The sequence below is a fragment of the Pseudomonas sp. AC463 genome (assembly GCF_979253585.1).
Genome location: NZ_CEEDDZ010000001.1, coordinates 349,059 through 370,686, shown reverse-complemented (window position 1 = coordinate 370,686; position 21,628 = coordinate 349,059). Strand labels below are relative to the sequence as shown.

The 21,628-nt window shown below is 59.7% G+C and carries 15 protein-coding genes; 6 read left to right on the top strand and 9 right to left on the bottom strand.

The annotated features are described in order from the left end of the window. Positions 1–46: 46 nt before the first annotated feature. Both AC0IYH_RS01735 and AC0IYH_RS01730 read right to left on the bottom strand, forming a co-directional pair. Positions 47–526: a nuclear transport factor 2 family protein gene (locus AC0IYH_RS01735; protein WP_471832802.1), complete on the bottom strand. Its 480-nt coding sequence runs from the start codon at positions 524–526 to the stop codon at positions 47–49. Between the two features lie 28 nt (positions 527–554). Continuing rightward, positions 555–1,118 (bottom strand): TetR/AcrR family transcriptional regulator, encoded by a 564-nt coding sequence (locus tag AC0IYH_RS01730; protein WP_471832801.1) that lies wholly within the window; start codon positions 1,116–1,118, stop codon positions 555–557. A 124-nt stretch (positions 1,119–1,242) separates the two neighbouring features. Here AC0IYH_RS01730 and pssA point away from each other — a divergent pair, with 124 nt between their 5' ends. Both pssA and AC0IYH_RS01720 read left to right on the top strand, forming a co-directional pair. Then, positions 1,243–2,586 carry a CDP-diacylglycerol--serine O-phosphatidyltransferase gene (pssA, locus tag AC0IYH_RS01725; RefSeq protein ID WP_471832800.1) on the top strand — a complete coding sequence of 448 codons (1,344 nt, stop codon included), beginning with the start codon at positions 1,243–1,245 and terminating at the stop codon, positions 2,584–2,586. Positions 2,587–2,716: 130 nt separating this feature from the next. Beyond that, a complete protein-coding gene (locus tag AC0IYH_RS01720; RefSeq protein ID WP_471832799.1) occupies positions 2,717–7,369 on the top strand; it encodes a hypothetical protein in 4,653 nt (1,550 codons plus the stop codon). Between the two features lie 50 nt (positions 7,370–7,419). Here AC0IYH_RS01720 and efeO (AC0IYH_RS01715) read toward each other — a convergent pair whose 3' ends face one another. Genes efeO (AC0IYH_RS01715) through efeU form a run of 4 tightly spaced genes read right to left on the bottom strand, consistent with a single transcriptional unit; the run spans position 7,420 to position 11,640 of the window. Beyond that, complete coding sequence (gene efeO, locus AC0IYH_RS01715; RefSeq protein ID WP_116628095.1) at positions 7,420–8,238, bottom strand: iron uptake system protein EfeO; 819 nt, start codon at positions 8,236–8,238, stop codon at positions 7,420–7,422. Between the two features lie 27 nt (positions 8,239–8,265). Beyond that, the gene (gene efeB, locus AC0IYH_RS01710; protein ID WP_471832798.1) at positions 8,266–9,567 is read right to left on the bottom strand and encodes an iron uptake transporter deferrochelatase/peroxidase subunit; all 1,302 of its coding nucleotides are present in this window, start codon (positions 9,565–9,567) and stop codon (positions 8,266–8,268) included. A gap of 14 nt (positions 9,568–9,581) precedes the next feature. Next, complete coding sequence (gene efeO, locus AC0IYH_RS01705; protein WP_471832797.1) at positions 9,582–10,784, bottom strand: iron uptake system protein EfeO; 1,203 nt, start codon at positions 10,782–10,784, stop codon at positions 9,582–9,584. Positions 10,785–10,794: 10 nt separating this feature from the next. Next, positions 10,795–11,640, bottom strand: a complete 846-nt coding sequence (gene efeU, locus AC0IYH_RS01700; protein WP_116628093.1) for an iron uptake transporter permease EfeU — start codon at positions 11,638–11,640, stop codon at positions 10,795–10,797. 167 nt (positions 11,641–11,807) lie between these two features. On the opposite strand from efeU, the gene AC0IYH_RS01695 reads away from it, so the two are divergent. From AC0IYH_RS01695 to AC0IYH_RS01685, 3 genes are all read left to right on the top strand, one after another. Beyond that, on the top strand, positions 11,808–12,827 hold the full coding sequence (locus tag AC0IYH_RS01695; protein ID WP_471832796.1) for an AraC family transcriptional regulator: 1,020 nt from the start codon (positions 11,808–11,810) through the stop codon (positions 12,825–12,827). Between the two features lie 151 nt (positions 12,828–12,978). Next, positions 12,979–13,926 (top strand): hypothetical protein, encoded by a 948-nt coding sequence (locus tag AC0IYH_RS01690; protein WP_471832795.1) that lies wholly within the window; start codon positions 12,979–12,981, stop codon positions 13,924–13,926. Beyond that, a complete protein-coding gene (locus AC0IYH_RS01685) occupies positions 13,916–14,293 on the top strand; it encodes a hypothetical protein (protein WP_471832794.1) in 378 nt (125 codons plus the stop codon). Before AC0IYH_RS01690 ends, AC0IYH_RS01685 begins: the two co-directional genes overlap by 11 nt. 94 nt (positions 14,294–14,387) lie before the next feature. On the opposite strand, the gene AC0IYH_RS01680 is transcribed toward AC0IYH_RS01685, so the two are convergent. From AC0IYH_RS01680 to mexE, 3 genes are read right to left on the bottom strand one after another with little or no spacing between them, the layout of a single operon-like run. Further along, on the bottom strand, positions 14,388–15,803 hold the full coding sequence (locus AC0IYH_RS01680; protein ID WP_116628089.1) for a TolC family protein: 1,416 nt from the start codon (positions 15,801–15,803) through the stop codon (positions 14,388–14,390). Beyond that, positions 15,800–18,979, bottom strand: a complete 3,180-nt coding sequence (locus AC0IYH_RS01675) for an efflux RND transporter permease subunit (RefSeq protein ID WP_116628088.1) — start codon at positions 18,977–18,979, stop codon at positions 15,800–15,802. The genes AC0IYH_RS01680 and AC0IYH_RS01675 overlap by 4 nt, the downstream gene beginning before the upstream one ends. A gap of 15 nt (positions 18,980–18,994) precedes the next feature. Further along, the gene (mexE, locus tag AC0IYH_RS01670) at positions 18,995–20,236 is read right to left on the bottom strand and encodes a multidrug efflux RND transporter periplasmic adaptor subunit MexE (RefSeq protein WP_116628178.1); all 1,242 of its coding nucleotides are present in this window, start codon (positions 20,234–20,236) and stop codon (positions 18,995–18,997) included. Positions 20,237–20,643: 407 nt separating this feature from the next. On the opposite strand from mexE, the gene AC0IYH_RS01665 reads away from it, so the two are divergent. Beyond that, the gene (locus tag AC0IYH_RS01665) at positions 20,644–21,612 is read left to right on the top strand and encodes an XdhC family protein (RefSeq protein ID WP_471832793.1); all 969 of its coding nucleotides are present in this window, start codon (positions 20,644–20,646) and stop codon (positions 21,610–21,612) included. Positions 21,613–21,628 lie beyond the last annotated feature (16 nt).

Here is a 21,628-nt window from a genome sequence, read left to right as displayed (position 1 = left end):
CTATCGGGGGCAAGCCCCCTCCCACATTTGGTTACTGCACCAGGTCTTAGAGACCCAGTTCGGATAGCCCCGGATGCTCATCCGGGCGCCGGCCCAGCGGCCAGTGGAATTTGCGCTCACTCTCTTTGATCGGCAGGTCATTGATGCACGCAAACCGATTGGCCATCAGGCCGTTCTCATCGAACTCCCAATTCTCGTTTCCGTACGAGCGGAACCAGTTACCCGAATCGTCGTGCCATTCATAGGCATAGCGCACGGCGATACGGTTATCGGTGAACGCCCACAATTCCTTGATAAGCCGGTAATCCAGCTCCTTGGCCCATTTGCGCGTGAGAAACCCCTTGGCCTCTTCGCGGTTATGGGCGAACTCGGCGCGGTTACGCCACTTTGTGTCCAGGGTGTAGGCGAGGGACACGCGCTGCGGGTCGCGGGAGTTCCAGCCGTCTTCGGCCAAGCGTACTTTCTCGATGGCCGACGTGCGGGTGAACGGCGGCAAGGGCGGGCGTGTTTCTGTGGTCGTTGGCATATCTTGACTCCTGCTTGAACGAAGTTGCTTAAAGTCCCAATAACGTTCGCGCCATGCATTTCGCATTATCGGCAGCCGTTGAATCACCCATTACCAGGGCAACGGTAATGGCGCCATCGATCAGGATCAGCAGTTGCGCGGCCTGCCGTTCGGGGTCGGGGGTGCCATGTGCTTTGCACAGTTCAAGGGCGTACTCGAACAGTTTCTGTTTATGCGCCTTGGCCAACAGGCGCACCGGGTCTTGCGGGTTGCCGGTTTCGCCGCTGGTGTTGATAAAGGCGCAGCCGCGAAAATCCGCCGAGCCAAACCACGCCTTGAGCGCGTCGAACAGCGCCAGCAGGCGCGCGCCGCTGCCTTCGTGGGGTTCAACTTCATCACGCAGCCACTGCATCCAGCGTTCGTCGCGGCGCTGCAGGGCGGCAATCACCAACTCGTCTTTGTTGGCGAAGTAGCGGTAGATACTTTTGCGCGAGACCCCGGCGGTCTTCACCAGAAAGTCCATGCCGGTGGCGGCGATGCCATGGCGATAGATCAGTTTTTCGGTGACGTCGAGGATGATGTCGCGGGTTTCAGTGTTGGTTATGTCGTTCATGTTGCCGACAGTAGAACGATCGTTCTCCTTGGTCAACAAGATTTTTCAACCGGTCACACCAAGACCTGAGCACCCCCATGGTGTAAGCTCGGGGCCTCTTTGGATTCGACCCACTGCGAGCCCTATGCCGTCGTTCTTCAAACGCTCCCTGTTGCCCAAACTGCGCGGTTTCCCCCTGACTCCCGAGGCCATCGAGGTGCTGCCCAGCGCCGATGCCTATCGCCGTTGCCTGCTGGAAAAAATCCCCCAGGCCACCCGGCGCATCTACATCGTGGCGCTGTACTTGCAGCATGACGAAGCCGGGCAGGAGATCTACGACGCCCTGCACGCCGCCAAGGCTGCGCGACCGGAATTGGACATCGTGGTGGTGGTTGACTGGCTACGCGCCCAACGTGGGCTGATCGGTGCCGGCAAGCAGCCGGGCAACAGCGCCTGGTACCAGGCCATGACCGCGCGCCACAGCAGTGAAGTGCCGGTGTACGGCGTGCCGGTGCAAACCCGCGAGCTGTTCGGCGTGTTGCACCTCAAGGGCTTCGTGATCGACGACAGCGTGTTGTACAGCGGCGCAAGCTTGAACAATGTGTACTTGCACAAGCTCGACAAGTACCGCTTTGACCGTTATCACCTGGTCCACAGCAAGCCCCTGGCCGACTCCATGCAGCACCTGGTGGAACATGGCTTGGTCGCCTCCAAGGCGGTGCATCGCCTGGACCTGCCCAACCCGCCGACCACCCGCAGCCTGCGCAACGACATCGGCGACCTGCGCAGCCGCCTCAAGCACGCCAGCTACGACACCACCACCGGCTTGCTGCCCAATGGGCACTTGTCCATCAGCCCGTTGCTGGGTGTGGGCAAGAACAACCCGCTGAACCGAGTGATCCTCGAGTTGATTGCCAGCGCCCAGCAGCAACTGACCATCTGCACGCCGTACTTCAACCTGCCATTGCCGGTGACCCGTGAAATCAATCGGGCCCTGGCGCGCGGGGTGAAGGTGGACATTGTCGTCGGCGACAAGACCGCCAACGATTTCTATATACCGCCCAGCGAGCCGTTCAAGGTGATCTCGGCGCTGCCTTACCTGTATGAAATCAGCCTGCGTCGCTTCGCCAAGCGCCACCAGCCGGTGATCGATAGCGGCCAGTTGAACCTGCACCTGTGGCGCGACGGCGACAACACCTACCACCTCAAAGGCATGTGGGTCGACCAGCGTTACACCTTGCTGACCGGCAACAACCTCAACCCAAGGGCATTTCGCCTCGACCTGGAAAACGCCTTGCTCATCGATGACCCGCAGGGCCAATGGCTGGCGCCACGGCGCACCGAGCTGGCGAAGATCTTCGAGCACACCACGCGCATCGAGCGTTATCAGGATCTGCAAACGCTGCCGGATTACCCGGAAGCGGTGGGCAAGTTCCTGCGGCGGGTCAGCCGGGTGCGGATTGAGCGGCTTTTGTACCGGATTTTGTAGCCTGTTTCGGTTTCAGTGGTTAAGGATAAGAATACGCCTACACGTCTAAGCTGCTTCGCCTCCTACTCTTCCGGTTGACCGTTCTTAGGGACAAGAACTCTCGCGACCTTAACCGTGAAGAGAACTTAGAATGTCAACAATTGCCAGTAATCGTACGTCCACTTCTTCCTATTTTTCGGCAGGCATCGGTAAAAGCACGGCGCCGCTCGATCCTGCCGCTTCACCCCTCCCTCAGAGCGCAGTGGCCGAGACTGAGACCGCGCCGGGTACCGGCGCACTCCGTCAGCGCGGCGGACAGTTGGTGCAGGCCAGGGTTGAGCTGCCTTCGGTACGCAATAAACGCGCACTTGCATCAAAAGGCTCCGAGGGGCTGAGCGAAACAAAACGCAAAAGGCCTGCTTTTCCCGCACCCGCAGACGCAAAAAAAGCCGATGAAAGCCTGCAGAAAGCGCTTACTCACTCTCTGACCAACATCCTGCCTTTCTACGATCCTATTCCTGAAGATGCCTCGATCAAACCGTTCATCGATGCTTTTAGTAAAGCGGTGCGCGACCCAAAGGTGCAGGCCTGGTTAAAGTCCAGGAAATTCGATTTATCGACGGTGCGGGTCTTGAGCGATCGGGTTGAAGGCATCGTGAATGTCGATGGGAAAACTCAAACCCAGAGGTTTACCACTGTCGATGGATCCGGCTGGAGGGAGGTCAGCGCAAAGGTCTGCGCAGCAGTGCGCAGGCTATCTACCGATGCCGATGGGGTGTTTCTGCCTGACGTTAGAAGGGGTTTTATTCACGTCAATACCCTTCTTGGTTTTTACGGTGTGAAACCTCCCAGCCTCCCGAAAGACCGGCAACAGCTTGGCATACAGCTCGAAAAGGAGGGCTGGCCGGCAATAACCGACGAACAACGTGTCAGTTGGAGCAAACAGTACAAACAGCTCGTGCGGGAGAACAGCGACCTTGATACGCGTTCGCAAGTGGCATCGCAGCTGCAGGCTCTGGTCAACAACAAAGCAGCGCAAAGCACGCTCAACCTCAAGGGCGAATTCGTTGATGTAAAACCCACGTCATCGTTGGCGCGCAGCAGCCGGGGGCCACGCGCGCGTTTTGCGGAATGGCTGGCAGCGCCTGCATTCAAGACATTCATTGAAAAGACCGGATTCGGTGGTACCGATAATCTTTACCGGATATCCGATGGGAATCTGGAACGGCGCGATTCAGGTAACCGTTGGATCATCCTGCAAGGCTTGCTGGCGGACGAGATCAACAAGGTCCAGCTCGGCGGCAGCCTCGACGAGCAAACTGCAATCGAGACGCTCAGCACCCAGTTTGATCAGCTCGTTGCGTCGAGTAACGCCACCGGTAACGCCCTTTACTCTCAACCCTTATATGACGCGCGCCAATTTCTTGCGTTTTCAAAACTCGGCACTCCCACTACGGTTGAGCAGGTGAATTCGGCCATCGCGCAGCTGAGCAACACGCCCCCTGGCAAGGACGAAATGTCTTCCGTTGCCGACCGAACGCTTCAGCTTTTTCTGTCCGGCTCAACCCTGCGGAATGCGTTAGACAAAAACGTCGAACTCCCAGCCGACACGACGATCTTCAAGCTGTTCAGTGCATACCGCGATGCGTTCGATACCAACGAATTGAAGGGCTGGCTCCAGGAAAAGAACATGGAGTCGTCGACGGTGGTCATCAAGGGCAACTCGGTAACTGGCAGGGTAACCCATGATGGTGTTTCGAAAATGCAAACATTTAACACCTCCGATTCGTCGGGCTGGCGGCAAGTCAGTGCAAAATTGCGCGTTGCCGCACGGGGCCTTGATCCTGATGCAAAGGGCTTGCCCTATGTAGACCGCAACAGCAACAGCTTTTCCCGTAACGCAATCCTCAGATGGTATGGCGTGAAGCCGCCTGCCAGCGATGGCGATGTGATGAAGGTCCAGAAGACGCTGGCGAAGGTCGATTGGTCTGCACTACCACCCTCTAAAAAGGCAGCGCTTGAGCGCCAGGTCAAACACGCCAGAGACGCTATTGACACACTGGATCAGCGTGCCGATCTGGCAAAAACACTCACGTCGTTATTGGCAAACAAGGGAGATGACGAAGCGGTTTCCCTGACTGGCGTCCAAGTGCGCGCAACCGGCGCCCCGATGCCTGCTGGCAACGATGCCAAAACCGTACCTGTCGTCGAAGCCTTGCAAGCTTTTGGGTTTCCGGAGCCCAGGACGGTGAAGCAGGTGCGGAACGTCGCCCGCTGGCTGGCGCCGCTGGAGCCGGCTGCACCCTGGGGGAATTACTCAGGCCTGTTGGTGAATAAATGGTTGCCCGGTTACATGTCGGCCGCCGATAAAACCTTTCTGGCCGGTTTGAGCGATGAGGATGCCTCGCGTAAGCGCGGCGATAACATCCTGAGAGAATTGGACGTGGGAGGCATGCTGGATCGTGCTACACCAGAGCAACTGCGCAATCAATCCGATCATTTTCTGAAGCTGCTGGTTGGTAGTTCTGCAGCGCTGAAGTGGGGGGAGGAAATTGCTCAAAGGCGTAAATACCTCGGCGCGTCCGGCACGGCACAGATGACATCCAACGAGCGCGCCCAATGGGTAATCGCCGCCATCAAGTTGCAGATTGATCCTGGCGCCCCTGGGCGCCCTGGGACCGTGGCGGGCTATGAACTGTATAAGCCGGGCGACAGCGGGAAAACCATGGCCGAGTTGCGGGCTGATATTGAAAACCATCTCAAACTCAATCCACGGATCGACCCCAAGACCGCGCCTTTGATAGCGCATTTATTTCTCGCGAGCGCGGCGCCGGAGTTTCTAATCCCCGACACACCAACCACGCTTCGCGTAGGTTCCTCGGAATGGTCAGACCTGCGCCAGGGTGTCGTCATTGCCGAACGCCTGGGCGGGCAAGGTAGTACGCGCAGTATGAATTACAACGAGATCATCGCCCTTAGTCGGCTGGATGGAAGGACTACAGAAGAGGAAGCTCTGTTCACCAGTTACGGGGCTGACACATTGCTTGATTGGGGCATGATGCGGGGTCTTTATGCCAAGTCTTTGGACGGTCAATATAAATCGGGGGATTTTCAAGAGGCACTCAAAGGTTTCAATGCCGAGCACGAGCAACTGCTTAACGCCTTCGACGTATTCAATTTGCCGCTCCCTACGCGAGAGAAATTGGCGCTGGAAAACTTGAAAAAGGAATTTCCTGATATCAGCGAAGAACAGTTGAAAACGATCAATGTGTTCATTGCCAACCCGAATGAACGTCGTAATATGAAACTGTCAGAACCGAGAATGCGCTCTCTGCTTGAAACTTACATGAGCGGGGATCTCAAACCCAATCGCTGGATGTTGCTGCCTCCGGATAAGCAGGTGCCCAAACTCCAGACCCCGAGAACCCCATATGGCCCAAGCCCTCATCTGAGCCAGACCGACCAAGCCGATGTTAATCAAAACGTGGCGTCCCTGAATGCCAAGATTGCCAAACTGCCCGACCTGAAGACCCAGGTTCCCCCCGAAGTTGATAGCTACCTGGGCAAGCTTAAGCAGGGCCTGGGCGCTACCACGCGACTGATGATTACGAACCTGCCCCTGGCTGATCGCCAGGCGCTGGAGTTGGGTAACGTCGAGCTGTTTGCCTTGCGCGAAGAAGTCACTAACGTGCCCTTAAGAGATCAGACGACTATGCAGATTGACGCGCGGCGAGGGCGCAAAGGGACGTTGATTCGTAGCGAACACAAAGGTCTCATCCGCTATTACGAGGTGTTCCCGGACAAGATGAAGATAGTCAGGCGTAAAGACTTGCCGGATAACCTGAGCTTGGGAGGGACCATTGAGAAGTCTGAGAAATACTATGCGTATTTGAATACTGGGCCTACTCCCATCCAACTGGAGCATGGCGCAGTGCAGCCGTTTGACTTCAATGCCTACAACTCCAGTGCGCAGCCTCGTCCTGGTGTGAGTTCGCCGGGCATCATTATCGATAAACTGGGCGATACACTGGAGGCTGCGCCGGATGCGGAAAAGACGCGGGCAGACGTTGTCCCCAACAGTTTTTCTTCCGCACGAACTCAAGCCATTGTTGATCGGATAATGCAGAGCAACTTTATCCATCACCGCGATGACATGCTGAAGTTCGCCATCGGCCAGTTACCGCTGGAAGAGCAGCGAGAACTAGCACGCGAAAATGATAAAGTCTTGCTGGGCATGATCCCCTTTGTAGGGGCAATTGTAGATCTGGCCAACGGCAACACCTTTGACGGGATCAAAGCATTGTTCTTGGACAGCCTCGGCGCGGTAATAGGGGGCGCAGGCTCTTCAGTTAAAGCGCTGATAAAATCGACTAAAGCCGTCGCGCCCTTCGGTGCCAAGGCTTTTAATGTAATGGAAAAGGGTGTTCAGTTGGTCAGTAGCTTTTTGAATCCACTGGATGGAGCGGCAGATATGACGATCGCTGCCGGTAGGGGCGTCGCCGCTATCCCTAAATTGGCGAACAACGCAGCCAAGCTATCGCCAGGAAGTTTCCTTCTGGGCGTTGAGGAAAAGGCGCGCGCGGCCTTCAGCCTGCGCAACGTAAAGAACTCGGGCAGGGTGTTTAAACGCACGAAAGTGGAGCAAGAGGACAAAGATTCTGAAACTGTCACGGGGAAAGTCGGTTCCAAGCCGATTGACGCGGTGAAGGTCGGTCAAAGCTGGTACGCGAGAAATCCTGAAAACGGGTTGCCGATCGGTACGCCACTGGAAGGGTTTGTGCCGCTAAGGGCGGCAAGCGCTTAGCGCACAAAGCCCCGGGCCTGATTCACGGCCGGGGCTTGACCAGAACGCGGTCAGTTCAAACCCAATTTCCCACGCAGCGTCGACAGGTCTTCCGCCAGGGTATTCACCGGGCCGACCAGGGCTTTACGGTCGTTTTCCTTGACCTTGTCGTAGGTCTCGAAGCCGCCGTCCTTGGTCTTGTACTTGGCCAGGATCTTGTCCACGGTGGCAAAGTTCTTGTCGACCTTGGCCAGGAAGGCCTTGTCCTGCTTCTCGATCTGGCCACGGAACAGGTCGACGATTTTCTTCGCGCCGTCGATGTTGCCCTGGAAGTCATACAGGTCGGTGTGGCTGTAGCGGTCTTCTTCGCCGGAGATCTTGGTGGCGGCGACTTCTTCGAGCAGGGCTGCGGCACCGCCGACGACTTTTTCCGGCGGGAAGGTCAGGCCGTCGACACGGGTTTTCAGGTCGTTGACGTCGGTGTTGAGCTTGGCGGTCAGCGCCTCCAGGCCTTTGGTGGAGTTTTGCGAGAACAGTGCGTACTCGATGCGGTGGAAGCCGGTGAAGTCTTCGGCGGTCACGCCTTTTTCGTGGTCGTCGACGCGCGAATCGATGGACGCGTCGAGGTCGCTGAACAGCTCGGCGATCGGCTCGATCGACTCATAGTGCACGCGGGTCGGCGCGTAGAGCTTCTTGGCGGTGGCCAGGTCGCCCTTGTTGATGGCGTCGGTGAACGCCTGGGTCTGGGTCACCAGCTCACCGATTTCTTCGGTGACGTAGATCTTGTAGTCCGACACCGGGCCCACCAGGTCCAGCGGCGCGGTAGCGGCAAACGCTGCCAGCGGCGAGAGGGTCATTAACAACGACAACGCGATAGACGACTTCTTCATGGGAGGGTTTCCGCTCTGGGGTTTGTTTTAGGTATTGGCAGTGGTTTGCGCATGCGTTGCAGCGAGCAGCGTGCGGCCAATGAAATCATTGGGCCCCGTGACGCCTGGCAAGGTGAAGAAGTACCCGCCGCCGACCGGCTTGAGGTATTCCTCCAGGGGCTCGCCGTTGAGCCGGGTTTGCACGCTGATAAAGCCTTTCTCCAGGTCAGCCTGGTAGCAGATGAACAACAGCCCCATGTCCAGCTGACCGTTTTTATTGACGCCGTTGGAGTAGTTGAACGGCCGGCGCAGGATCAGGTTGGCCTGAGTCTGCGGGGTACGCGGGTTGGCCAGGCGGATGTGGGCATCGAGCTTGGTCAACTTGCCTTGCGGGTCCTTGCTGTAATCCGGGACCTGGCTTTCCTGCTTGCCATCCATGGGCGCGCCCGTGGTCTTGACGCGGCCGATGATGCTTTCCTGCTCTTGCAGCGGGGTGCGGTCCCAGCGCTCGACGAAGTTGCGGATGATGCGCACCGCCTGGTAGCTGCCATGGGCGGCCCAGGTGGGTTCGTCGCTGCCCGGTTGCACCCACACAATCTGGTTCATCGCGGCGTCGTCGTTGGAGTTCGGGTTGGCCGAACCGTCACGGAAACCGAGGAAGTTACGCGCGCTCTGCGCCGGCTCGCCAGGCTTGCTCGGCGCCTGGGGCGGTACGCTGCCTTCCTGCTTCCAGCGCACCAGCAGCAGGTCGGGCAAGTTTTTGACGATGTCGCGCAGGGCGTGGATGTTGGTGTCCGGGGTATTGGAGCTGAATTGCAGGCTCAGGTCGCCGTGGCACTGCGCCGGTTCCAGCGCATCGTTGGGGAAACCGACCATGCGACTCAGGCGCTTGGGCTTGGCGGAGGTGAGGCCGAAGCGTTCATCGAAGAGTGATTCGCCGACTGACACGGTAATCGTCAGGTTGTCGGGCGTGACCACCGGGCCGAGGATGCCAGAGTCGGTGGGCGGCAGTTTCGGGTCGACTTGCGGCACGGTGCCGCCGGTCATCAGGAAGGCGATGCGCTCGTTCAGGGTGCGGAACAGGCGTTCGAGGTCTTCGCGGTCGGCGGCCAGTACGTCGAACGCCACCAGCATGCCGCAGGCCGGGCGCGGGGTGACGATGCCGCTCTGGTGCTGGCCGAAGAAGTCGTGGTGGTCCTGGGTCTTGTCGCTGCGCGGTGCGGTGGTGACTTGCTCGGCGGCGGCCATGGCCGGGCAGCTCAGGCTGCTGCCGGCAATCGCGGCGCCGGTGGCGGCCATGCCCAGCAGGACGCGGCGGCGCTGGAGGTTAAGCTGTTCTGAATCACTCATGTATGCGGTCGTCTTCACTGCAGGCCGGAAAGGCCAAGGGCGGGGTCGATTCCATCGAGTGCAACGGCCAGAGCCTTGGCCTTGTCGGCGATCTGCTTGCGCTGATCGGCGGAAACGCTGTCATACGTGGCGTAGCCTTTGTCGACGTTGAAACCCTGCAGCTCGGCATCGAAGGCGGCGAGGGCGCTGTCGATTTTCGGCAACAGGTCAGCGGCGGATTTGCTCAGCAGCGGGCGCATCAACTCGACCACCTTGTGCGCCGCTTCCAGATTGGCGGCAAAGCCGTTCAGGTCGACGTGGCTGTAGCGTTCCTCTTCACCGCTGATGGCGCGTACGTCCGCCAGGCTGTTGAGGTTGCGCACCACGATGCTCACCAGTTGCTCCGGCGGCAGCGACTGGGCCAGCAGTTGCTGCTTGAGGGTGGTGACGTCGGCCGTCAGGCGCTGGGCAATCGGCGACAGGCCGTCGAGACTGCGTTGCTGGAACAGGCTGTATTCCAGGCGATGGAAGCCGCTGAAGGCCGGGTCCTGCTCGCGTTTTTCAAAATAATCGGCGCGGGCGTTGATCGCGTTGTCCAGTTCGGCCAGGCGCTGGGAGGCGGGGGCCAGGCGTTGGTAAGCCTCGCGGGCCGGCACATAGAATGCCTGGGCCTGGGCCAGGTCACCGGCGTCGATCGCCTGTTGCAGGGCGGTCACGGCCTTGACCAGGGCGCTACCCTGGCTGCTCAGGTACACGCGGAACTCCGACAACGGGCCGATAAACGCCACCATCGACGGCTTGGCCTTGGCCTGGGCGTCAGACTCGGCCGTTGGCGTCACATGCAAGGTGCCTCGTGGGTTGCTCAGCAGGCCGCAGGTGATGGCGTAGTCGCCGGGCAGCAGGTTGGCGTTGATCACCTGGCTCAGGCCGGGGGCGATGTTCTCGCGTTCTTCGACCACCAGCACGCCGTCGAGGATTTCCCATTCCACCGCCCGATCGGAGCGGTTGATGATACGAAAGCTCGCGCGCCCGGCGGGAACGGTCAGTTCATTGGGCTCACAGGCGTGGCCATGGATGGTCACGGCAATTTCATTGTGGTTGGCCTGGCGCTTGCTGGCCGCCAGTTGCGACGCGTAATAGAACAACGCACCGGCGGCGATCATCACGACCACCGAGCCCGCCACGGCCCAGCGCAAGGCGCGGGGTGGCGAAGCCGGTTGAGGGGTTGGGTTGGACAAGGGACGGTCCTTACTGGCTGGAAACGGAAGAGGTTGTTGCGACGGGCTTGGGCGGCGGCGCCGGCAGGAAGAACATCACCAGGGCCACCACCAGGTAGATCAGGTAGGCGCCGAGGGTGCTGATGGTCGGTGCTTCCTGGTAACCGAACATGCCGGCGAGTACCGAGCCCAGCGGGCTGTCCATCGGCAGTACGGCGCTGAAATCGAACAGCACAGTCTGCAAGTGGTTCCACACACCGGCTTCGTGCAACGCCTGCACCGAGTTGGCCAGGATGCCAGCGGCGACTACGAGGATGAACAGGCCAGTCCAGCGGAAAAACGCACCGAGGTTCAGGCGCATGCTGCCGCTGTAGATCAGGAAGCCGACGATGATTGCCAGGATCAGGCCGAGCAGGGCGCCAATCGGCGCGCCCGGGCCTTCACTCTGTTGAAAGACCGCCAGCAGGAAAAACACGGTTTCCAGGCCTTCGCGGGCCACGGCGAAAAACACCATCAGGATCAGCGCCGTGACCTGGTGCCTAGAACCGGCCAAGGCGTGGTCGAGGGATTCATGCAAGGAATGCTTGATGGAGCGCGCCACCTTGCGCATCCAGAACACCATGGAACTGAGGATCCCCACGGCCACCAGGCCGACCACACCTTCGAACAGTTCCTGCTGCTTTTGCGGAAACTCGGCGCTGACCAGTTCCAGGCCGCCACCCACCAGCAACGCCAGTGCGGCGGCGAGGAACACGCCGATCCACACCGCCGGCATCCATTGGCCACGGCCGGTCTGTTGCAGGTAGCTGGCGATGATGCCGACGATCAGCGCGGCTTCAATGCCTTCGCGCAGCATGATGAGAAAAGGAACGAGCATTCGGCACCGAATCACAACTAGATAGGATGCTAAGTTGTAACATAATGATACTCATTACTAAACAAGGAATATTGACGTTTGCTGAACACGGGCTGAACGGTGGTGGCGAAGCGCAACCGCCCTTATGATGCACGCCATCTAGTGTGCACCGGATTGCCCCACTGACCATGTCGGAAAAAGACACCATTTCCATCCACCTTGTGCGCCAAGCCCTGTTGCAGAGCTGCGCGTCTGGAGCGGCCAGCGCCGAGGTGCTCGATAAAGTCGGCATCGCCCCGGCGCTGTTGACGCAACCCGCTGCACGGGTTTCGGCCACGGTCTACGCACGCCTGTGGCGCCTGCTCGCCAGGCGCACGGACGATGAGTTCTTTGGCATGGACCCGCGCAAGCTCAAGTCCGGCAGCCTCGCGTTTCTGTGCCGTGCCGCGCTGGCGCAACCGAGCCTGGCGGCTGGGCTGGATACTGGCCTGGGGTTTCTCTCGTTGATGCTTGAGCAATTGCCTGCGCAGTTGGTGCGCCAGCAAAGCCTGGCAGAAATCGTGCTGGTCGAGCCCGATGTGGAAGCCAAGCGTGCGTTCACCTATTTCACCTACTGGATGATTGTCCATGGCGTGGCCTGCTGGCTGGCGGGGCGGCGGATTCCGATCCTGGCCATCGAACTGCGGTGCCCGCAACCGGACTTCTGTGATGATTACCGGGTGATGTTTTCCGACAACCTGCGGTTTGATCGGCCACGCACCCGCATGATCTTTTCCGCCGACTGCCTCGACCTGCCGATCAAGCGCAGCCCGGAGGAACTCAAGCGTTTCCTCGCCCATGCGCCGGCCAATATCCTGGTGAAATACCGCGACCCCGACAGCCTGGCCACGCGCATCAAGCACGACCTGCGCCAGCTGCCGCCAGACACCTGGCCGGAAACCGAGGGCTTGGCCGCCAGCCTGTGCATCTCCGCGTCCACCCTGCGCCGCCGCCTGGCGGAAGAGGGCCAGACCTATCAGGGCCTCAAGGACAGCGTGCGCAAGGAGCTGGCGATTGTGTGGCTGGCTGACGCGCAGATCAGCTTTGCGCAGATAGCCGAGCGATTGGGCTTCGCTGACACCAGCTCGTTCTACAAGGCGTTTCGTAAATGGAGCGGGTCGAATCCTGGGCACTATCGCAGCCTGATTCTCAATGAGGAAACCGCCTGATCGGTGAGCGCCTGACAGATGCTGGAGTTTACTGAGTAGCCCTTTTCCCAAAGTTAAAAAAGCCACGTAAATCCATCCGGAAAACCCACGACAACCCGGCATCGCCTTCCTTAAATTTTGCGGCCAATTCCATTCGACAAGGACCGAATGCATGGCCCAGCCATATGCATTTATCAATGACCGTCTGCAAACCTCAACCGAACTCAAGGCCCGCCTGGACTTGAGCAAGTCAGCAGCCGAAAAGTTCGACATCCTGAATAACCACATCCGCAATGTCGTGGTGTTACCCGGCCAACTGGTGATTATCGGCGACCCGACGGCGGCGATGTGTACGCCGCAAGAAAAACGCTTGAATCAGGCGGCCTGGAGCATTCGTCACAGTGTGATGGCTGAGGGCGGTACCGACTTTGCGTTGCACAACTATGACCTGTTGCAGAAACTGCTGGGCTATACCTCGCTCGGGATCGGGACGGCGGGAGATGCGTGGAATCGCCACCTGACGGACATCGTCAAGACCCTGGAAGAAGTTGAAGCGTTGCACAAACAGTCTCTGCGCCGAGGCGGCGGTGCTGCGCGAGATGAGTTCCTGGCGCGCCGCCAAGTCCTGTTCAGCCGACTGGAAGCGCAGATGCGCGGCTTTGCCCGTTATGGCACCGGCCTGCGCAATGAAGGCTCAATCAAGAAGATGCTGGGGATCTCTACCAAGAGTTATCTGCAGAGTGGAGAGATCAGCCGGTATGCCGAGCGGATTTCGCGCATTGCCAGGACGGCCAAAGTGCTCAAGGCGGGTACGCCGTTGGGGATTGCTTTGAACACGGCGTCCACTGCGTTGGAGATCAAGGAGGCGTGTTCGACGGGGAGGGAGGAGCGGTGTGAGAAGGCGAAGTATGTGGAAGTGAGTAAGTTGACAGGAGGCGTTTTAGGGGGCTCGGGAGGGGGGCTAATTGGATCAGGTTTGTGTCTTGCCGTACTGGCGCCTACAACAGGTCCGGGTTCACTGGCTTGTTTATTGATCGGTGGCGCAGTAGGTGGAGCTACAGGGGGAATGGTGGGTGGCGGCATTGGAGAAAAGGCTGGTGAAGTACTTTATGAATATTGATGAGTTCTTGAGTCCTGGAGTCGTACTTGGGTTCTACATAATGTTATTTCTATCGCTCTGCATCGTGTTGATGATTTACGCCTTCTTAGCCTATCGCCGGTTGGAATACATGGAGCGCCTTCTAGATAAATGCAGTTTCATCGCATTTCATTCCCGGTTTTGGGACAGTTCACCCCGGGGAAGAATGATGCGGCTCAACGCGGTTGCAGTTGCAGTGCTACTGCCCAAGCGATTCTTGAAGCGCGGTCTTATTGATTGGCAGCAAGTTCAGGAGTTTCCTCGCGGTTTTAAACGCCTTTTTCAAGGTTTGTTTTTCGTCAGCCTGACTTTCTTTATCTGCAGCGGCGTTATCCTGCTATTTAAATAAAGGGCAATGCACTAACCAAAAAAAAGCCCCGTGACCGAATGGACCACGGGGCAAAAAATTGGCTGGATGCGACCAACCAAAGGAGCTCTTTAAATCACTTGGCGCTAGCCACCACCGTATCCGGCTGCCAGCCACCACCCAATGCCTTGTAGATCGCGACGATGCCGCGATACAGGTCCACTTCGGCCTGGGCCTGGGAGTCTTCGGCGGCCAGGCGTTCACGTTGCGCGTCGAGCAGTACCAGGAAGTCCACGGTGCCTTCGCGGTAGCGGATCGCCGCGAGGTCGGCAGCGGAGCGGCTGGATTCACTTTGACGGATCAGCGACACCAGGCGCTGCTGGCGCTTGCCGTAATCGCTGAAGGCGTTTTCCGATTCTTCCAGCGCCAGCAACACTTGCTGCTCGTAGGTGGCCAGGGCGCCGTCGGCCTCGGCATTGGCGCCGCGCAAACGTGCACGCACGCTGCCCAGGTCGAATGCGGCCCAAGTGATGCTTGGGCCCAGGGACCAGGCATTGGCGGCAGCCGAACCGATCTGCGAGCCGCGCCCGGCGGTGAAGCCGAGGAAGCCGCTGAGGCTGACCCGTGGGAACAGGTCGGCCTTGGCCACGCCGATCCGCGCGGTGGCGGCGGCCAGTTTGCGTTCGGCGCTGAGGATGTCCGGGCGACGTTGCAGCAGTTGGCCCGGGTCACCAATCGGCAGCGCCTTGGCAATCGCCGGCAGGTCTTTGGGGCTCAGGTCCACGGTCAGCTTGTCGGGGCGCTGGCCGAGGAGGGTGGCGATGCGGTTCCGCTCGCGCACTTGTTCGGCTTGCAGTTGCGGCACGCTGGCTTCCACCGCCGCGAGGCGTGCGTCGGCGCGCTCCACATCCAGTTGGTCACCCACGCCGGCATCGCGCAGGCTGACGGTGATGGTGCGCGATTCCTGCTGGTTCTTCAGGTTGTCCAGGGCAATGCGTTCGCGCAACTGGGCGCCGCGCAGTTGACCGTAGGCATCCACCAACTCGGCAATCATGGTGACTTGCAGTTGGTACAGGTCGGCTTCGGCGACCTGTTGGTCAGCGTCGCTGGCTTCCAGGTTGCGGCGGATACGCCCGAACAAGTCGACTTCCCAGGCCATGTCCAGCCCCAGGTCGTAGCGCTCGCTGTTGACGCGCTTGGTGGTCTGGCCCGGGATCTGGCCTTTGCCCACGTCGCTGCTGACCCGGCTGGTGACCACCGGCATGATGTCGTTGGCCGCATCATCGCGGATCGCCCGTGCCGCGCGCAGACGGGCAAACGCTACGCGCAGGTCGCGGTTACCGTCCAACGACTGGGTGACCAGCTGGTCGAGGGTCGGGTCGTCGAACTGTTGCCACCAGATGCCTTCGTACTTGGCATGGTCGTAGCTCTTGGTGTCGGCGGCGGCCGTGATATTGGCCGCCTCCAGGTTCTGGGTTTTGTAGTCCGGGCCCACGGCGCAGGCGCTCAGCGCCAGTACCAGCAAGCTCGGCAGAAAGACTTTCACGCTCATTGCTGTGTCTCCAGCTTCAAGGCCTTGGCCGCTTTGCGCGCCTCTTGGCGCTCCACATAGCGACGGATCAGTACGTAGAACACTGGCGTCAGCAACAGCCCGAAGAAGGTCACACCGATCATCCCGGAGAACACCGCCACGCCCATGGCATGGCGCATCTCGGCACCGGCACCGCTGGACAACACCAGTGGCACCACACCCATGATGAAGGCGAACGAGGTCATCAGGATCGGCCGCAGACGCAGGCGGCAGGCTTCGAGTACCGCAGCCAGCGGATCGAGACCTTCCTGCTGTTTATCCTTGGCAAATTCGACGATCAGAATCGCGTTCTTGCACGCCAGGCCTACCAATACGATCAGGCCGATCTGGGTAAAGATGTTGTTGTCGCCACCGGAGATAATCACCCCGGTGATGGCCGACAGCAGCGTCATCGGTACGATCAGGATCACCGCCAGGGGCAGGCTCCAGCTTTCGTATTGGGCGGCCAGTACCAGGAACGCCAGCAGTACGCAGAGCGGGAACACGAACAGTGCGGTGTTGCCCGAGAGGATTTGCTGATAGGTCAGGTCGGTCCACTCGTAGGTCATGCCGTTGGGCAGTTCATCCTTCAACAGTTTTTCAATCGCGGCCTGGGCCTGGCCGGAGCTGTAGCCCGGTGCGGCGTTGCCGTTGATTTCAGCGGTGATGAAACCGTTGTAGTGCATCACGCGGTCCGGGCCCGAGGTGTCGCTGACCTTGATAAAGGTCGCCAGCGGGATCATCTCGCCTTTGTTGTTGCGCACTTTCAGCTGGCCGATCTGGTCTTCGTCCTGGCGGAACTGTTGTTCAGCCTGCACGTTGACCTGGTAGGTCCGGCCGAAGCGGTTGAAGTCGTTGGCATACAACGAGCCCAGGTAGATCTGCAGGGTGTCGAAGATGTCGCTGATCGCCACGCCGTGGGTCTTGGCCTTTTCACGGTCGATGGCAGCATCGACCTGGGGCACGTTGACCGTATAGCTGGTGAACAGACCAAACAGCTCCGGCACGCCATGGCTCTTGGTGATGATGTTCTGCACTTCTTTGTACAGCTCGTCATAACCCAGGTTGCCACGGTCTTCGACTTGCAGGCGGAATCCGCCGATCGTACCCAGGCCCTGTACCGGCGGCGGCGGGAAGATCGCCATGTAGGCCTCTTCGATGCTGGCGTACTTGCCGTTCAGTGCACCGGCAATCGCGCCGGCGGACATGCTCGGGTCTTTACGCTCATCGAACGGCTTCAAGGTCACAAACACGATGCCGTTGTTCGGGCTGTTGGTGAAACCGTTGATCGACAGGCCCGGGAAGGCAATCGCGCTTTCCACGCCCGGTTGCTTCAAGGCGATGTCGGACATGCGCTTGATCACGTCTTCGGTGCGGTCCAGGCTCGCGGCGTCCGGCAGTTGAGCGAAGGCCACCAGGTATTGCTTGTCCTGGGCCGGTACGAAGCCGGTCGGGGTGTGGGCAAAGCCGAACCAGGTCAGCACCATCAGGCCGGCGTACAGGAACAGCGCGATCCCGCTGCCGCGAATCACGCGGCGCACGGTGCCGACGTAACCATGGCTGGCTTTCTCGAAGAAGCGGTTGAACGGACGGAACAACCAGCCGCCGAAGATTTTGTCGAGAAACTTGGAGAAGCGATCCTTCGGCGCGTTGTGGCCTTTTAGCAACACGGCGGCCAACGCTGGCGACAAGGTCAGCGAGTTGAACGCCGAGATCACCGTCGAGATCGCAATGGTCAAGGCGAACTGTTTGTAGAACTGCCCGGTCAAGCCACTGATGAAGGCTGCTGGAATAAACACCGCACACAGTACCAACGCAGTCGCGATGATCGGGCCGGTCACTTCGCTCATGGCTTTTTCTGTGGCAGGGAAGGGCTCCAGCCCCAGCTCGATGTTTCGTTCGACGTTCTCCACCACCACGATGGCGTCGTCGACCACGATACCAATCGCCAGCACCAGCCCGAACAGCGACAGCGCATTGAGCGAGAAGCCGAACAGGTGCATCACCGCAAACGTACCGATCAACGATACCGGCACCGCCACCAATGGAATGATCGAGGCGCGCCAGGTTTGCAGGAACAGGATCACCACCAGCACCACCAGAATCAGTGCTTCGAACAGGGTGTGTACCACCGCCTCGATGGAGCCGCGCACGAACACCGTCGGGTCATAGGCGATACGATAATCCATGCCTTCCGGGAAGCTCTTTTTCAGCTCCGCCATCTTGGCGCGCACTTCGTTGGAGATGTCGATGGCGTTGGAGCCCGGGCGCTGGAAGATCGGAATTGCAACGGCCGGCTGGTTATCGATCAACGAGCGCAGGGCGTATTGGCTGGAGCCCAGCTCGACCCGTGCGATGTCCTTGAGGCGCGTGATCTCGCCGTTGGCTCCGGCACGAATCACGATGTTTTCGAACTCTTCCTCAGTGACCAGACGGCCCTGGGTGTTCACCGACAGCTGGAAGCTGGTGTCGTTAGGTGCAGGTTGCGCACCCAGGGCACCGGCGGCCACCTGGCGGTTCTGTTCGCGAATCGCGGTGACCACATCAGTGGCGGTCAGGTTGCGCGAGGCGGTCTTGTTCGGGTCCAGCCACACCCGCAGGGAGTAGTCGCCCATGCCGAACAACTGCACATCGCCCACGCCGCCAAGGCGTGCCAACTCATCCTTGATATTGAGGATCGCGTAGTTGGACAGGTAGAGCATGTTGTAGCGCTGGTCCGGCGAGGTGACGTGCACCACCATGGTCAGGTCGGGGGAGGCCTTGTCCACGGTGATACCGATGCGCGTCACTTCCTCAGGCAGTTTCGGCTGAGTCCGGGTCACACGGTTCTGCACCTGCACCTGCGCGTTGTCCAGGTCGGTGCCCAGGGCGAAGGTGATGGTCAGGGTCAGCTTGCCGTCGGCGGTCGACTGCGAGGACATGTACAGCATGTTCTCGACGCCGGTGATGGCTTGCTCCAGCGGAGCGGCCACGGTTTCACCGATGACTTTAGGGTTGGCGCCCGGGAAGTTGGCGCGCACCACCACGGTCGGCGGTACCACTTCCGGGTATTCGCTGATCGGCAGTTGGAACAGCGAGATCGCGCCGGCGATCAGGATCAACAGCGACAGCACCGCTGCGAAGATCGGCCGCGAAATAAAGAACTTGGAGAAATTCATCTTGAGTCGTATCCCTTAACCGCGTGGAGCGGCAGCGGCTGCGAGCTTGGGCGCGGTTTTGTCCGGCGCCACTTGCTCCAGGTTGCTGGCTTCAAGCGCTTGTCGTTGTTGGGCCAAGGCGGCGAGGGTTTCCTTGCTGGCCATCGGGATGGTTTCCGGGGCGACCGGCGAACCCGGACGCACGCGCTGCAGGCCCTTGACGATAATGGTGTCGTCTTTGTTCAGGCCGCTGCGCACGATGCGCAAACCTTCGATCTTCGGCCCCAGTTCCACCGAGCGATATGCCGGCTTGTCGCCGTCCATCACCAGCACGAACTTCTTGCCCAGGTCGGTGCCCACGGCTTCGTCGTTGATCAGCACGGCGGAGTAGGTACCGCTGCCCACCAGCTTGAGGCGTGCATACAGGCCAGGGGTGTATTCGCCCTTGCTGTTGTCGAACACCGCACGGCCACGGATGGTGCCGGTGGCCGGGTTGACCTGGTTGTCGACGAAGTTCATCTGGCCCAGGTGCGGGTTGCCGGTTTCATTCGACAGGCCCAGGTACACCGGGGTGGTCGCGCCACGACGGCCCTGGCGGGCCAGCTCGGTGTACTTGAGGAACACGCGTTCATCGGCGTCGAAGTAGGCGTAGACCTTGTCGGTGGAGACCACGCTGGTCAGCGCGGTGGTGTCGGCGGTGACCAGGTTGCCGGCGGTGATCTCGGCACGGCTGACGCGGCCGCTGATCGGCGAGGTCACGCGGGTGAAGCTCAGGTTCAGTTTGGCCAGGTCCAACTGCGCCTGGATCCCGGCGACAGCAGCGCGGGCTTCCTGGGCGGCGGTGGTGCGCGAGTCGGCCAGTTCGGCGGAGATCGCATTGCTCTGGCGCAGACGGTCGCCACGTTGGGCTTCGTTATCGCTGCGGGTGGCGGCGGCTTTGGTTTGTGCCAGCTGGGCTTCAAGGCGGCGCACTTCGGCCTGGAACGGACGCGGATCGATCTGGAACAGCAGGTCGCCTTTCTTGACCAAAGCGCCTTCGGTGAAAGCGACTTGGTCAATCTGGCCAGAAACCCGTGGACGGATCTGTACGGTTTCCGGTGCTTCGAGGCGCCCGGTGAACTCGTCCCACTCGTTGACCGGTTGCTCCAGCACCTTGGCCACGCTGACTTTTGCAGCCGGCATGGCGGCCGCTTGTTCCGGGGCTTTGCCGCACGCGCTCATCACCACCACGGCCAGAATCGCCAGGGGGAAGCGCAAATGTTTGAGTGACTGTTCCATGAGGTGCATCCGCCAATGTATTTGAGATGGGCGGATCATGCGCGGCGAGGTGCTATGTCACGAATCGAATGAAGCAAAGGTAACTATCATTCGGAATGATATAAGCGGCGAGTTAGCCCTCTAGAATGGGGGTTTCGTTAGGGGGCTATCAATATGCTTGATGACAAAAGACTGTTGCTGGCATCGCAACGACGATTGCCGGTCAGGCTCACGGCATCATCGGTTCTTGATCAGTTTGAGCACTGCCTAAACCAGAAACAATTTGTCACATGCAAGCCTGTTTTACGAGTTCTGTTGAAATAGGCAATAAATCCCCTTGATCAGGCAATCGTCTCTATCGGCTGACTCCACATACTCCGCTGACACTGGAACACTCATCGGAGGAAGGCCGGGCCGGTTCGCATTTCATGAAAAACCTTGATCTCCAAGTTATCCAGCAAGCCACGACGTGGCTCGAACAAGATCGCTGTGTTTGGTTGTGCACGGTGCTTGCGACTTTTGGTTCGGCACCGCGAGGGCCGGGTTCTCTACTGGCCGCTTTGTCGACAGGCGAGTGCTGCGGTTCACTCTCGGGCGGCTGTGTAGAGGAAGACTTCCTTGAACGGTTGGGGCGCCATGAGTTTGTCGAGCACAACCATGTCGTGCGTTACGGTGAGGGCGGGCTTGCGCCGTCACTGGAGCTGCCGTGTGGCGGCGTGCTAGATGTATTAGTCGAAAAGTTCGAGCCCGATTGCGCAGCGAAAACGCACTTCGCAGTGCTGCTGGGCGCGCTGCAAGGCCGCCAGCGCGTGGTGCGGCATATCACGCTTGGAACGACTGCCCGAGATACGCAAAGCGATGCGGGTGCCACTGCGCCGGTCGTCGTTGACGCCGATCAGGTGCGGATTCGTATGGGGGCCGCCCAACGATTATTAATCGCCGGCCTGTCCCCGGTGGCCGAGTTCTGCGCTGGTTTCGCAGTTGCCTTGGGCTATGAGGTGATCGTATGCGACCCGCGCGCCGAGTTGACCAGCGCCTTCAGCATGGCCGGGGTGGAAGTACTCAAGGTGTTTCCTGCCACGTTCATTGCAGAAGGCGGATGCCATGCCGGCACCGCCGTTGTGGCGTTGACCCACGACCCGCGCATGGACGACCTGACATTGCTCGAAGCCGTGAGAACCAACGCTTTTTACATCGGCGCCATGGGCTCCAGACGGACCAGCGAAAAGCGTCTTGAGCGGGTCAAGCGCATTGGCGGTTTGGCGCCGCAGATGCTCGAACGCATCCATGCGCCGATTGGACTTAACTTAGGGAGCAAGACCCCAGCCGAGATTGCCCTCGCAGTCATGGCGGATATTGTTCGTTTGAGCAACGGAGTCGTTCGTGACCAACTCTAAACCTGTGCTGATCAAG